Here is a 13606-nt window from a genome sequence, read left to right on the forward strand (position 1 = left end):
GTGCCCGCGCGGCTTCGCCGCCCGGGGCGGGCTCGGCCGCGGCCCCCACCCGCCGCTCTACACGAAACGCGATTTCGGCAAACCCAGCCATTCCAGCGCCGTGCCGTGGTACAGCCGGGCCTGCTCCGCCTCGCCCAGCTCAAGCTTTGCGATGCCCGCGCCGGGCTCCTGCTCGCCCAGCGGGAACGGGTAATCGGTGCCCAGCATCACCTGCGATACGCCGCAGCTCTCGATCAGATAGCGCAGCGCGCGCGGATCGGCGACCCATGAATCGAAATACAGCCTGGACAGGTATTCGCGCGGATTGCGGAAGTTGTCGGTGGCCACCAGATCGGGACGCATGTTGAATCCGTGTTCGATGCGGCCGATGGTGTAGGGGAAGCTGCCGCCGCCATGGGCGAGGCAGACACGCAGGTCGGGCAGGCGCTCCAGCACGCCGCCGAAGATCAGGCTGCAGGCCGCGCGCGACTGTTCGGCGGGCATGCCCACCAGCCACGGCAGCCAGTACTTGGGCATGGTGTCGCTGCCCATCATGTCCCAGGGGTGCACCAGGATCGCCGCACCCAACTCGCTCGCCGCCTGGAAGAATTCGAACAGCTCCGGTGCATCCAGGTTCCAGTGCCCGGAGGCCTCGGTAGCGACATGCGAACCGATCTGTACGCCTTGCAGGCCGAGCTGGTCCATGCAGCGTTCGAGTTCCTGGACCGCCAGGCGTGGCGACTGCAGCGGCACGGTGCCGATCCCCGCGTAGTGCCTGGGGTAGGCGCGACAGGTCTCGGCCATGTGCTCGTTGAGCGACTGGTGAAGCTCCAGCGCATGGTGCGGCCTGGCCCAGTAACTGAACATCACCGGGACCGTGCTGATCACCTGAACCTGCACGCCGAAGCGGGCGTAGTCGTCGATGCGGATCTTCGGGTCCCAGGTCTTGGGCCAGATCTCGCGGAAGAACTTGCCGTCCTTGTAGATCCGGTGGCGACCGTCGTCGCCATGGTGGATCACCGGGAATCGCGCATCGCCGTATTTCGTCGCCAGATCGGGCCAGTCCCGCGGCAGGTGATGGGCATGGGTGTCGATCTTGAGCATGGGCCAGAGTTTACTGGTCCGTGCGTGTGGGAGCGGTTCCGCCATCGGCCGCGCCTGGCGCGCGATGGATCACGCCGTCCTTCATCACGAAACCCACCTCGTGCAGGGTCGCGACGTCTGTCGCCGGATCGCGGTCCACGGCGATCAGATCGGCCAGATAGCCGGGCAGGATGCGACCGAGCGAATCCTGCATGCCGAGCACCGCCGCGCCGTTGCGGGTGGCTGCCCGGATCGCCTCGGCCGCAGGCACGCCGCTGGCGACGTACAGGCCGATCTCATCGGCGGTCGCGGTCGGTTCGAAACTAGGGCCGCCGTCGGTTCCCAGGCCCAGCGGGATGCCCGCGCGCCATGCACGTCCGGGTCCGGCGATCCCCGCATCGGCCCAGGCGCGGAGCTCCTCACCCGACTTGCCGTCGCTGCCGCCGGCGAACATGTCGAGCTTCGAACGCACGAAGCGGGCGATGAAGGCGGTCGGCACGAGGTAGGCGTCCTGTTCGCGAAACAGCCGGGCCGACTCGTCGTCGAAGTAGGTGCCGTGCTCGATGGTGCGTACGCCCTGCGTCAGAGCCAGCTTGATCGCCGCGGTGCTGTGCGCATGCGCGGCCACCGGGCGTCCGGCCTGCTGCGCCGCGGCGGCGACCGCCTGCATTTCGTCCTCGAACAGGATGGGGGCCGCGTCGGCGCGGCCTCCTGCTTCGCGGCCCGATCCGGACACCGTCACCTTGATCCAGTCCGAGCCGCGTTCGATGTTCTCGCGTACCGCGCGCCGGCACGATTCCACGCCGTCGCACCCCGCGGGGCGATAAGGAATATCGCCGGCGACCGGCGCTTTCGCGCCGTGGCCGCCGGTGCGCGAGATGATCCGGCCTGCGGCCACGATGCGCGGCCCGGCCACGTCCCCGCGTGCGATCGCATCGCGCAAGGCGAGGGTCACACCGCTGTTGTCGCCCACGTCGCGGACCGTGGTGACGCCGGCATCGAGCAGGCGTCGCGCATAGCCGGCCGCCGCCAGTGCCAGTCGCGCCTCGGAGGCGTTGGTGGCCGCATCCGAATCCATGATGATCGCCAGGTGCATGTGCAGATCGATGAGACCCGGCAGCAGGTACTTGTCGGAGAGATCCACCAGGCGGGCTCCGGAGCCGTAAGTACCCGCAGGCCTGAATCCGGCTTCGACCGAGACGATCCTGCCGTCGCGGACCACGACGGTATGCGCTCCCACCGCCGGCTCACCCGGATTGGCGAGCACATGCCCGGCGTGGATGACGATCGCGGGCGAAGGTTCCGGGGGTTTCGGCGCCTGGGCCGAGGCGGGGAAGGCGACGGCCAGCAGGATCAGCAGCGCAGTCCGGACTACCGAGGATGTCATGCCATATCTCGCGTTGTTGCCGATTCGCAATGCCTGGCAGGCACCGCATTGGACTGCGCCATGCGATCGTTCCCGTTGGTGCAGGCCTGCGAGTTTATCCGGCTCCCGGCAACGGCCGTTGCCCGGGTGCAGGTTTCAGCGCAAGTCGCGGGATGAAGATCAGGTATCGGGCATCACATACCGGGATGGCGCCGGGTTGAGGTGCCCGCAGGCCTTGCAGGTGCGGTGTTCCCTGGAGGAGTAGAACCGGTCGAACACCGGTGGGAAATCCTTCTCGATGTCGTGCAGGTGGAAGTACTCCGCGTAGACCTGCGCGTTGCAGTTGTCGCAGAACCAGAGCAGTCCGTCGTCCTCATGGGGCAGGCGGCGGCGCTCGATCACCAGACCGATCGAATCGGGACCGCGCTGGGGCGAGTGCGGCACGCGCGGCGGCAGCAGGAAGGTTTCGCCGGCCCGGATCGGGATGTCGCGGAGCTTGCTGCTTCCATCAGGCATGGGCTCCTGGATCCGCAGCGTCATCTCGCCCTCGAGCTGGTAGAACCACTCCGCGCCTTCGTCCCAGTGGTAGTCGGTGCGCTGGTTGGGTCCGCCGACCACCATCACGATGAACTCGCCGTCGTAGATGCATTTGTTCCCGACCGGCGGCTTGAGCAGATGGCGGTGGTCTTCGATCCACTGCTGGAAGTTGATGGGATTGGGCAGCATGTCTTTTCTCCTTGCAGGCGTCCGCGGGCGTTCCCGGGCGCGCAGAGCGATTTCGCCAGGATGCGGTGGTGCCTACGTCTCCACCGGAATGACCGCCACACACTTGAGCTCGATCGCGATCGGCGTCGGCAGCGCGGTGATGCCCAGCGTGGTGCGGCAGGGCGCGGTCGCCGCGTCCGGGAAGAACTCGGCCCAGACCGCGTTGTACGCCTTGAAGTCGCGGGTCATGTCGGTGAGGTACACGGTCACGTCGACCAGGTCCTCCCAGCGCGCCCCCGCGGCCTCGAGCACGGTGCGGACGTTGGCGAATACCGCGCGCGCCTGGGCTTCGATGTCGTACTTGCGCACCCGCCCGTCGGCGAAGTATTCGTTGCCGGCGATGGCATTGGTCTGCGGGTCGCGCGGCCCGATTCCCGAGAGGAACAGCAGGCCGCCCACGCGACGCGCATGCGGATAGATGCCGACGGCTTTTGGCGCCGCACCGGCGTGGATCGCTTCACCCATCTCAGCGATCCTCCCGGTCGCTGCCGATGCGTTCGAGCGCGGCCGCATACTGGGCTTCGAGCGCCGGCGCACCGTCGATGTCCAGCCCCAGGTCGTGCACGCGGCCGTCGCGCAGGGTGTAGACCCATCCGTGCACCGACAACGGCTGCCCGCGCGCCCACGCGTCCTGGACCATCGTGGTCTGGCACACGTTCACTACTTGCTCCAGGGCGTTGAGCTCGCACAGGCGGTCGTGGCGCAGGTGCTCGCCTTCGACTCCCGCGAGCAGCGCCTCGTGCTTGTGGCCCACGTCGGCCACGTGCCGGATCCAGTTGTCCGCCAATCCCAGGCGCAGGCCGTGCAGGGCCGCCGCCACGCCGGCGCACCCGTAATGCCCGACGACCAGGATATGCTCGACCTTGAGCACGTCGACCGCGTACTGGATCACCGACAGGCAATTGAGGTCGGTATGCACCACGACATTGGCGATGTTGCGATGGACGAAAACCTCGCCCGGGGCCATGTCCACGATCTGGTTCGCCGGAACCCGGGAATCCGAGCATCCGATCCACAGGTACTTCGGCGACTGCTGGCGCGAGAGCCGTTCGAAGAAGCCCGGGTCCTCCGCCTGGATGCGGGCGGCCCAGGCACGGTTGTTGCGCAGCAGATCGTCGAGACGGCTCATGCGGGCATTATTCCAGACCTCATCCTGTGGAAGCGGCCTTGGCCGCGATTGCTTTTCCTTCAGTACTGTTTGGACGCGCGCAAAGGCATTCGCGGCCAAAGCCGCTCCCACTACATCCCATCACAGCGCGATGCCGACATTCTTCGCTTCGGTGAAGAAGCGCATCGCCTCCATGCCGCCTTCGCGTCCCATCCCCGACTGCCCCATGCCGCCGAACGGGGTGCGCAGGTCGCGCATGAGCCAGCTGTTGATCCACACGATCCCGGCCTGCAGGCGTGCGGCGAGCCCGTGCGCGCGCTGCAGGTCCCGTGTCCAGAGCGATGCGGACAGTCCGTAGTCGCCCGCATTCGCCAGGCGCAGCGCTTCCTCATCGCTGTCGAACGGCTGCAGGGTGACCACCGGGCCGAAGATCTCCTCGCGGTTGGTCGCGCACTCCGGGCCGAGGCCCTCGATCACGGTCGGCGCGACGAACCAGCCAGGGCGGGGCAGGGCGTCGCCGCCGCACAGGATCGTGCCGCCTTCCGCGCGCGCGCGCGCGATCGCGGCCACCACCTTGTCGAAATGCGCCTGCGAGACCAGCGGACCGAGTTCGGTCGCCTCGTCGAGCGGGTCGCCTTCGCGCAACACGATCGCCCGTTTCACCAGCGCATCGCGGAATTCCCCGTAAATCGCGCGCTCGACCAGGATGCGCGATCCGCACAGGCAGATCTGCCCGGAATTCTGGAACGCCGAGCGCACGATCGTGTCGAGCTGGGCGCGCCAGTCGCTGTCGGCGAACACCAGGGTGGGGTTCTTGCCGCCGAGTTCCAGCGACACCTTCTTAAGCATCGGGCCGGCGATGCCGGCGATGCGCCGTCCCACTACGGTGCTGCCGGTGAAGGACACCGCCTTGATCCGCGGATGCGCCACGATCGCCTCGCCGGCGTCGGCGCCGGGTCCGTGAACGATATTGAGCACGCCGCGGGGAAAGCCGATCTCCGCCGCGAGTTCGCCCAGCATCGTGGCGGTGTGCGGCGTGACTTCGGACGGTTTGGCGACCACCGTATTACCGGCCGCGAGCGCGGGCGCGATCTTCCAGGTGAACAGGTACAGCGGGAGGTTCCAGGGCGAGATCGTGCCGACGACGCCCAAGGGCTGGCGCAGGGTGTAGTTGAGCCCGGCCTGGCCGTGGTGCGACTCGCTGGCGAACTGGGTCGCCGCATGCGCGAAAAAGCGCAGGTTGGCCACCGCACGCGGGATTTCGATGTCGCGCGCAAGCCTGACTGGCTTGCCGCCATCGCGCGCCTCGGCGCGGGCGAAGGTTTCGGTACGCGCCTCGAGCGCGTCGGCGAGCTTCTCCAGCCAACGCGCGCGTTCCGTACTGGGCAGCGACGACCAGGCCGGAAACGCACCTTCGGCCGCGGTCACCGCCGCATCGACATCGGCCGCATCGCCGCTGGCGACCTGCGCGAACGTCGCGCCCACGGCCGGATCGGCAACGTCCAGCCAGCGGCCGCTGTGCGGCTGCGTGGCAGCGCCGTTGATCCAGTGGGGCAGGCGGTCCATGGCGCTAGCTTACCGGCCCGCGCAGCCCGGCCGTCGCGCGCGGCTTTATCGCTGACAGGCAGGGCACAGGTACAGGCGCCGGGAACCGGTTTCCAGGCGCAGGATCGACGCGGCGCAGGTGGGGCATGGCAGGCCCTCGCGGTCGAACACCGCAAAGCGGAAGCCGTCCGGAGTGTCGGTGAGGTAGTCGCTTTTCATGCCCGCAGCTGCCTCGATGCCGCGGCTACGATAGCTGCGTCGCGGCACGTCGAGCAGCGCTTTCGCCAGTCGGCGCAACTGCGCTGCATCGAGCTCGCCTGGATGCCGTTGCGGCCGCAGGCGTGCGTGGAACAGCACCTCGCTGCGCAGGTAGTTGCCCATCCCCGCAAGGAAGGCCTGGTCGAGCAGCAATGAACCGAGGCTGCGATTGCGGAAGCGCGGTTGGCGGAGTCGGTCGACGATGTGGCTGGCATCGAGCGCGGGGTCCAATAGATCCGGTCCCAGCCTGCTCAAAAAGGCATGGGTTTGAATTTCGTCATCGCGGAGGATTGCCACATCGGAGGCCGAGTACAGGCGCAGTGCGACATCTGCCGTCTCCAACTCGACCCGCAGCGAACGGCTGGCATGCGCGGCATCGCCCGGCGCCTCGATCCGCCATACGCCGTACAGCTGGTTGTGGCTGTACAGGGTCAGCCCGTTGTCGAAGCGGGTGAGCAGGGCCTTGCCGTGCGGGGTGATGGCTTCGATCCGGCTCCCGAGCAGACGTCGTTCGAATCGCTTCAGTGCCGGGAAGGCGAGCCACACGCGCACCAGCTCCCGGCCCAGTGCCGCGGCGGCGAGCCGGTCGGCGGCGCGCCGGATTTCCGGCCCCTCCGGCACCTCAGATCGAGGCCATGCGCCCGCCGTCGACGGCCAGCGAGACGCCGTTGACGTAGCCGGCGGCGGGCGCGCACAGGAAGGCGATCACCGCGCCGATCTCGGACGGCTGCGCGAAGCGCCCGGCCGGCACGCCGGCGCGCATCGCCTTGCGGACGTCCTCTTCGGACCTGCCTTCCTTGGCCATGCGCTCGCGCACGATCTGTTCGACGCGTCCGGTTTCGGTGTAGCCGGGCAGCACGTTGTTGACCGTGATGCCCTCGGGCCCGAGTTCGCGCGAGAGCGTCTTGGCCCAGCTGGCGACCGCGCCGCGCACGGTATTGGACACGCCGAGGTTGGCGATTGGCTCACGTACCGAGGTCGAAACGACATTAACGATCCGGCCCCAGGCCGCGGCGCGCATTCCGGGCAGTACCGCCTGCACCAATGCGTGGTTGGCGATGAGGTGCTTGTTGAACGCATCCAGGAAGGCCGCGATCTCGGCGCTATGCGCCGGTCCGCCGGGCGGGCCGCCGGTATTGTTGACCAGGATATGGACCGGTCGATTCGCAGCGAGCGCAGAGACCGCCTGGCTGAGCTCGAAGGTGTGCGCGACATCGGCGGCGATCAGGCCGTGCCGCTGGCGGTCGGCGCCGGGCAGGGCGGCGACCACGTCGCGCAGTGCGTCCTCGCGCCGTGCCAGCACAGTGACATCGGCGCCCAGCAGCGCCAGTTCCTGCGCGGCCGCCAGGCCGATGCCTTCCGAGGCGCCGCACACCAGGGCATGCCGGCCGTGCAGGTTCAGATCCATGCGGATGCTCGATGACCAGGTGCCCGCATTGTATCGGCGGTGGGCCCGCAGGCGCCGCGCGTCTCCAGCGTCAGGCGCGCGAGCCCAGCGACTGGACCATGCGCGCGCGCAGCATGTCGTCGTTGTCGGCGTGCGGCGGCGCGATTTCCCGCAGCGAGAACCCGCGCTCGAGCGCGTCCGCTTCGTCCAGTCCGTCCAGGGCCACGAACTCCGCGTCCATCAAGGCCGCGCGCGCGCTGTCTTCGCTGTCGTAGGCCAGGGTATTGCCGTCGCTGTCGAACACTTCCGCCGTGCCCGCTTCGCGCACGCGCAGGCGCGCCCAGACGATCGTGCGCCCGAGCGAAGCCAGCCACCACTGGGTGTCGGCTTCGGTCATGGCGCCGCCATCCCCCACAGGTAAAGCACGCCGCCGGCCAGCACGCCCAGCAGGATCGTGGCCAGCGAAATCCGCGCCGGCGTGGCCAGGCCGGTGAATGCGTGGTCGCGCACCTCGCGATAATCGCCCGCCAACAGCCACCACAGCGCCGACGGCCTGAGGAAGGCGCCGTTGCCCAGCCGCGCCTTCACCTGCGGATGCCGGTCGCGGATGTGTACCAGCGCCAGCGGCCAGAAGATCACGAACGCGCACGCGCCGGCGATGGCGATGGCGAAGAACAGCAGGGCGAGGAACAGGATCACTCAGAACTCCGCATGGCCCGGCGCGCGCGGATACGGAATCGCGTCGCGGATGTTGGACAGGCCGCACACGTACACCACCAGGCGTTCGAAACCCAGGCCGAAGCCGGCGTGCGGCACGCTGCCGTAGCGGCGGAAGTCGCGGTACCAGCCGTAATGCGCCGGATCGAGTCCGAACTGGGCCATGCGCGCGTCGAGCACGTCCAGCCGTTCCTCGCGTTGCGAACCGCCGATGATCTCGCCAATGCCCGGCGCCAGCACGTCCATCGCGGCGACGGTTTTGCCGTCGTCGTTCAGACGCATGTAGAACGCCTTGATGTGCTCGGGGTAGTTGGTCACAACCACCGGGCGGCCGACATGGGTCTCGGTCAGCCAGCGCTCGTGTTCGGTCTGCAGGTCCAGGCCCCATTCCACGGGGAAATCGAACGTCTGCCCCGACTTCTGCAGCAACGCCACCGCCTCGGTGTAATCGATGCGTTCGAACGGCGCGTTGACGAAGGCCTCCAGGCGAGCGATCGCGTCCTTCTGCACGCGCTCGGCGATGAAGGCCATGTCGTCGCTGCGCTCGTGCAGCACTGCGCGGAACAGGTATTTGAGGAAATCCTCGGCCACGCGCGCGTCCTCGGCCAGGTCGGCGAAGGCGATTTCCGGCTCCACCATCCAGAACTCGGCCAGGTGGCGGGTGGTGTTGCTGTTTTCGGCGCGGAAGGTCGGCCCGAAGGTGTAGACCTTGCTCAAGGCCAGGCAGTAACCCTCGACGTTGAGCTGGCCGGACACGGTGAGGAAGGTTTCCCGGCCGAAGAAGTCGCGGCCGAAATCGACCTCGCCGCGGTCGTCGCGCGGCAGGTTGGCCAGGTCCAGGGTCGAGACCCGGAACATCTGGCCGGCGCCTTCCGCGTCGGAGGTGGTCACGATCGGCGTGTTGATCCAGTAATAGCCGTGTTCGTGGAAGTAGCGGTGCACGGCCTTGGCCAGGCAGTCGCGGATGCGCGTCACCGCGCCGAACAGATTGGTGCGCGGGCGCAGGTGCGCGACCTCACGCAGGAATTCCAGAGAATGGGCCTTGGGCTGGATCGGATAGGTCTCCGGATCGTCCACCCAGCCCACGACCTCGACGCGATCGGCCTGGATCTCGAACGCCTGTCCCTGGCCCTGCGACCTGACCAGCGTGCCCGTAGCCACCACCGCGCATCCGGCGGTGAGCTTCTTCACTTCCTCCTCGTAGTTCGCCAGCGCGCTCGGCGCGACCACCTGGATCGGGGCGAAGCACGAGCCGTCGCTGACGTTGACGAAGCTCAGGCCGGCCTTGGAGTCGCGCCGGGTGCGCACCCAGCCCTTGACCGTGACTTCGCCCCCTTCCGGCACGTGGCCGGCTAGTGCCTGGGCGACGCTGATGGCGGTCATGGCGTGGTCCGCCTGCTGAACGATGGGGTCATGGCTTGAATTCCGGCGGATCGAATCGACATAAGACAGACAGTTTAGCCAAGGTAGAATCGCCGCATGGCCATCACCCTCGCTCCCGCCGCCCTGGAACGCATCCAGGGCTATCTCGCCGAAACACCCGGCGCAGTCGGGTTGCGATTCGGCGTGAAACGCACCGGCTGCTCCGGATGGGGCTACGTCGTGGACCTAGCCACCGAGCAGCGCGAAGGCGATACCCGGTTCGAGCAGGACGGGATCGTCGTGCTGGTCGATGCCGACAGCCTGGCGCTGGTCGACGGAACCCAGATCGATTTCCTCAAGCAGGGACTCAACGAGCAATTCGTGTTCCGCAACCCGAACGTCCAGGCCGAATGCGGCTGCGGGGAGAGCTTCACGACCAACGCCGAAGCGGCGTAAGCGCATCGGCCCAGTCACGTGGGAGCGGCCCTGGCCGCGGATGCTTCTCTTGGACCCCTTGGGCGACGCAAACAGCATCGCAGCCGAGGCCGCCGCTACAGAGCAATCGCTCGCGCTGGACTAACTTCCGGCACAGACTGTGGCAACGGCGACCCACTAGACTCACCCGGGATTGTTTTCGGGGAGTAGTGCATGAACAAGCTGTCTCTGGTGGCCCTGCTATGGCTGGTTGCCCTGTCCGCCTTCGCCCAGCAGGGTGATGAAGGCAAGCGCCTGAACGCGTTTTTCGCCCAGGAATGGGAGCGCGGGCTGCAGGAAAGCCCCGAGGCTGCCAGCGCCGAGGGCGACCGCCGCTTCAACGATCGCTGGACCGACATGAGTCCCGAGGCGATCCAGGCACGCGAAGCCGCCGACCGTGCGGCGCTGGAGCAGCTGCACGGCTTCGACCGCAACAAGCTCTCCTCTGCCGACCAGCTCAACTACGACACCTACGAGTGGCAGCTGCAGCGTGCGATCGAGCGGCAGAAGTTCCGCGAACACCTGCAGCCGATCAGCCACCAAGGCGGCCCGCAGACGCTCGATGGCATCGTCGAAGTGCTGCCGTTCGCCGATGAACGCGACTACCGCGACTGGCTCAAACGGCTGGATGCGGTGCCCGCACGCCTGGAACAGGTGCAGGCCCTCGGCCGGCAGGGCATGGCCGAAGGGCTCATGCCGCCCAAGGTGCTGATGCAGCGGGTGCCCGCGCAGATCGCCGCGCAGGTGGTCGACGATCCGGCGAAGAGCCCGTTCTACAAGCCGTTCCTGAAATTCCCTGACAGCGTTCCCGCGAACGTCCGCCAGACGCTACAGGCGGAGGCCGGGCGCCTGATCATGGAAAAAGTCGTGCCGGCCTATCGCCAGTTCGGCGCGTTCTTCAACGACGAATATCTGCCGCGGGCGCGGGCTTCCATCGCCGCGGCCGACCTGCCCGATGGCAAGGCGTATTACGACTTCCAGGCCGGCTACTACACCACCACCGACCTGACCGCCGAGCAGATCCACGCGATCGGCCTGAAGGAAGTCGCCCGGATCCGCACCGCGATGGAAAAGGTCAAGGACGAGGCCGGCTTCAAGGGCTCGATGGCCGAATTCTTCACCTTCCTGCGCAGCGATCCGCGCTTCTTCGAGAAGACCCCCGAGGCGCTGCTGCAGCGCTACCGCGCCGTCTCCAAGCTCATCGATCCCGAGCTGGTGAAAGTGTTCGGCACGATCCCGCGCCTGCCATACGGAGTACGCCCGATTCCGGACAACATCGCGCCCGATACCACGACCGCCTATTACCAGGGCGGCGCCAGCGACGGCACCCGGGCAGGCTACTACTACGTCAACCTGTACAAGCCCGAGGTGCGTCCGACCTGGGAAATGATGGCCCTGTCGCTGCATGAGGCGGTCCCAGGTCACCACTTCCAGTTCGCGCGCGGTCTGGAGCTGCCGGACGCGCCGATGTTCCGCAAGACCGCCTACTTCGTGGCGTACAGCGAGGGCTGGGGCCTGTACGCCGAGCAGCTTGGCTACGACATGGGCCTGTACTCCGATCCCTACGACCGCATGGGCCAGCTGGCCTACGAGATGTGGCGGGCAGTGCGCCTGGTGGTGGACACGGGGATGCACGCGAAAGGCTGGACCCGCGAGCGCGCGATCGAGTACTTCAGCGAAAACTCGCCCAAGACCCGCCAGGACGTGGTCAACGAGATCGACCGTTACATCGACTGGCCGGGCCAGGCTCTGGCCTACAAGATCGGCCAGCTCAAGATCTCCGAGCTGAGAGAGCGGGCGAGCCAGGCCCTGGGTCCCAAGTTCGACCTGCGGGCCTTCAACGATGCCGTCCTGGAAACCGGCTCGGTGCCGCTGGAGGTGCTCGAGCGCCATATCGACGCCTGGATCGCGGGTAGGGCGGGTCTTGACCCGCCATCGCCGAATCCACCACCCAGCAGTGGCGGCTGAGCCGGACGGCGGGTCAAGACCCGCTTCGCGTCGATTTGCCGCTAACCCCTTGAACCTGCCATAATTTCTGGCTTCCCGCGGCCCGCCGTCGGGGAGCCCTTGCTCCACCGCGCCCAAGCCCGGGCACCGGGGAGCTGCCGGTCCGGCCAGATCCGGGCATGCCGGCATCCACAAGGAAAACAACATGCGTCATTACGAAATCGTGTTCCTGGTCCATCCGGACCAGAGCGAGCAGGTGCCGGCGATGATCGAGCGCTACAAGTCGCTGATCGAAAACGGCAACGGCAAGATTCACCGGCTCGAGGACTGGGGCCGTCGTCAGCTGGCCTATCCGATCAACAACCTGGTCAAGGCCCACTACGTGCTGTTCAACGTCGAGGCCGACCAGTCGGTGCTCAACGAGCTGGTGGAGGGCTTCCGCTTCAACGATGCGGTCCTGCGCCATCTGGTCATGCGCCGCGATGACGCGGTGACCGAGCAGTCGCTGATCATGAAGAACAAGGACGAGAAGGGCGACAAGCCCGAACGTCGCCGCCGCGATGAGGACGAAAGCGTGGGCATCAGCCCTGTCGAAGCGTCCGACGACAACGCCGCCGAAGCCGCCTAAGGAACCGCTCCCATGTCCAAGTTTTTCCGCCGCCGCAAGTACTGCAAGTTCACTGCCGAGGGCGTCAAGGAGATCGATTACAAGGATCTCAACACCCTGCGCCAGAACCTCACCGAGAACGGCAAGATCGTGCCCAGCCGCATCACCGGCACCAAGTCGCGCTACCAGCGCCAGCTGGCCACCGCGGTGAAGCGTGCGCGCTTCCTGGCTCTGATCCCGTATACCGACAACCACAACGTCTGACCTTCCTTCCTCTCCCCCCGCTGGCGGAGAGGATCGAGTGGCGAACTTCCCGTCCATTCGGACAGCAACGGTTGCGGCGCGAATGCGCCGCTAACGAATGATGCTCTTCAAGAGCACGGAGCAATGAAATGGAACTGATCCTTCTGCAGAAGGTCGTGAACCTCGGCAATCTCGGCGACAAGGTCAACGTCAAGCCGGGCTACGGCCGCAACTTCCTGGTGCCACAGGGCAAGGCCGTGCCGGCCACCGCCGCCAACGTCGCCGAGTTCGAGGCCAAGCGCGCCGAGTACGAGGCCAAGGCCAAGGAAGCCCTGACCGGCGCCGAAGGCCGCAAGGCCAGGCTCGAAGGCGCGAGCGTGACCATCTACGCCAACGCCTCGACCGAAGGCAAGCTGTACGGCTCGGTCGGCCCGCGCGAGATCGCCGACGCCCTGACCAAGGCGGGCACGCCGGTCGAGAAGTCCGAAGTCGTGCTGGGCGAGGGCGCGTTCCGTCACATCGGCGAATACGAAGTCCTGCTGCATCTGCACGCGGACGTCGAAACGCCGGTGAAGGTGGTGATCGAGCCGGAAGCGGCCTGATCGCGGCCACAGCCAGAACGCATCGCACTGGAACGGGCGCCGCAAGGCGCCCGTTCTGCTTTTGCTCTTCCATCCAGCAGCCAGCTCATCCGAAAACCCGAAGGGCGGCGGCCATGGATGGCCGCCGTTTTCGGACCGAGGCAGGATGCCGAGTCCGAAAATG

At 67.2% G+C, this 13606-nt stretch carries 16 protein-coding genes; 5 read left to right on the forward strand and 11 right to left on the reverse strand.

Annotated elements, in window-relative coordinates; translation table 11 throughout:
- Positions 1–57: 57 nt before the first annotated feature.
- From MC380_RS03360 to asnS, 11 genes are all read right to left on the reverse strand, one after another.
- Positions 58–1083 carry an amidohydrolase family protein gene (locus MC380_RS03360; RefSeq protein WP_242163048.1) on the reverse strand — a complete coding sequence of 342 codons (1026 nt, stop codon included), beginning with the start codon at positions 1081–1083 and terminating at the stop codon, positions 58–60.
- Between the two features lie 10 nt (positions 1084–1093).
- On the reverse strand, positions 1094–2449 hold the full coding sequence (locus tag MC380_RS03365; RefSeq protein WP_242104047.1) for an amidohydrolase family protein: 1356 nt from the start codon (positions 2447–2449) through the stop codon (positions 1094–1096).
- 159 nt (positions 2450–2608) lie between these two features.
- Entirely contained in the window at positions 2609–3154 is a 546-nt protein-coding gene (locus MC380_RS03370) for a 3-hydroxyanthranilate 3,4-dioxygenase (RefSeq protein ID WP_242104046.1), read from the reverse strand.
- 72 nt (positions 3155–3226) lie between these two features.
- Entirely contained in the window at positions 3227–3658 is a 432-nt protein-coding gene (locus MC380_RS03375; protein ID WP_242104045.1) for a RidA family protein, read from the reverse strand.
- A 1-nt stretch (position 3659) separates the two neighbouring features.
- The gene (can, locus tag MC380_RS03380; RefSeq protein ID WP_242104044.1) at positions 3660–4322 is read right to left on the reverse strand and encodes a carbonate dehydratase; all 663 of its coding nucleotides are present in this window, start codon (positions 4320–4322) and stop codon (positions 3660–3662) included.
- A 120-nt stretch (positions 4323–4442) separates the two neighbouring features.
- On the reverse strand, positions 4443–5867 hold the full coding sequence (locus MC380_RS03385; RefSeq protein WP_242163050.1) for an aldehyde dehydrogenase: 1425 nt from the start codon (positions 5865–5867) through the stop codon (positions 4443–4445).
- 45 nt (positions 5868–5912) lie between these two features.
- Positions 5913–6725, reverse strand: coding sequence for an endonuclease VIII (nei, locus tag MC380_RS03390; protein WP_242104042.1), 813 nt, complete (start codon positions 6723–6725; stop codon positions 5913–5915).
- A 1-nt stretch (position 6726) separates the two neighbouring features.
- Complete coding sequence (locus tag MC380_RS03395) at positions 6727–7512, reverse strand: SDR family oxidoreductase (RefSeq protein WP_242104041.1); 786 nt, start codon at positions 7510–7512, stop codon at positions 6727–6729.
- 70 nt (positions 7513–7582) lie between these two features.
- The gene (locus MC380_RS03400) at positions 7583–7888 is read right to left on the reverse strand and encodes a hypothetical protein (RefSeq protein ID WP_242163052.1); all 306 of its coding nucleotides are present in this window, start codon (positions 7886–7888) and stop codon (positions 7583–7585) included.
- Complete coding sequence (locus MC380_RS03405) at positions 7885–8190, reverse strand: hypothetical protein (protein ID WP_242104039.1); 306 nt, start codon at positions 8188–8190, stop codon at positions 7885–7887. Before MC380_RS03405 ends, MC380_RS03400 begins: the two co-directional genes overlap by 4 nt.
- Entirely contained in the window at positions 8191–9591 is a 1401-nt protein-coding gene (gene asnS, locus MC380_RS03410; protein ID WP_242104038.1) for an asparagine--tRNA ligase, read from the reverse strand.
- Positions 9592–9687: 96 nt separating this feature from the next.
- On the opposite strand from asnS, the gene MC380_RS03415 reads away from it, so the two are divergent.
- The 5 genes from MC380_RS03415 to rplI all read left to right on the forward strand — a co-directional run bounded on the left by MC380_RS03415 (position 9688) and on the right by rplI (position 13443).
- Positions 9688–10026, forward strand: a complete 339-nt coding sequence (locus tag MC380_RS03415; RefSeq protein ID WP_242104037.1) for an iron-sulfur cluster assembly accessory protein — start codon at positions 9688–9690, stop codon at positions 10024–10026.
- A gap of 192 nt (positions 10027–10218) precedes the next feature.
- On the forward strand, positions 10219–12012 hold the full coding sequence (locus MC380_RS03420; RefSeq protein WP_242163054.1) for a DUF885 domain-containing protein: 1794 nt from the start codon (positions 10219–10221) through the stop codon (positions 12010–12012).
- 184 nt (positions 12013–12196) lie between these two features.
- The gene (gene rpsF, locus MC380_RS03425; RefSeq protein WP_242104035.1) at positions 12197–12619 is read left to right on the forward strand and encodes a 30S ribosomal protein S6; all 423 of its coding nucleotides are present in this window, start codon (positions 12197–12199) and stop codon (positions 12617–12619) included.
- Between the two features lie 12 nt (positions 12620–12631).
- Complete coding sequence (gene rpsR / locus MC380_RS03430; RefSeq protein ID WP_027080006.1) at positions 12632–12862, forward strand: 30S ribosomal protein S18; 231 nt, start codon at positions 12632–12634, stop codon at positions 12860–12862.
- Positions 12863–12990: 128 nt separating this feature from the next.
- Positions 12991–13443 (forward strand): 50S ribosomal protein L9, encoded by a 453-nt coding sequence (gene rplI / locus MC380_RS03435; RefSeq protein WP_242163057.1) that lies wholly within the window; start codon positions 12991–12993, stop codon positions 13441–13443.
- Positions 13444–13606: the final 163 nt, after the last annotated feature.

The sequence above is a fragment of the Lysobacter sp. M15 genome (assembly GCF_022662515.1).
Taxonomy (GTDB): domain Bacteria; phylum Pseudomonadota; class Gammaproteobacteria; order Xanthomonadales; family Xanthomonadaceae; genus JAKPBU01.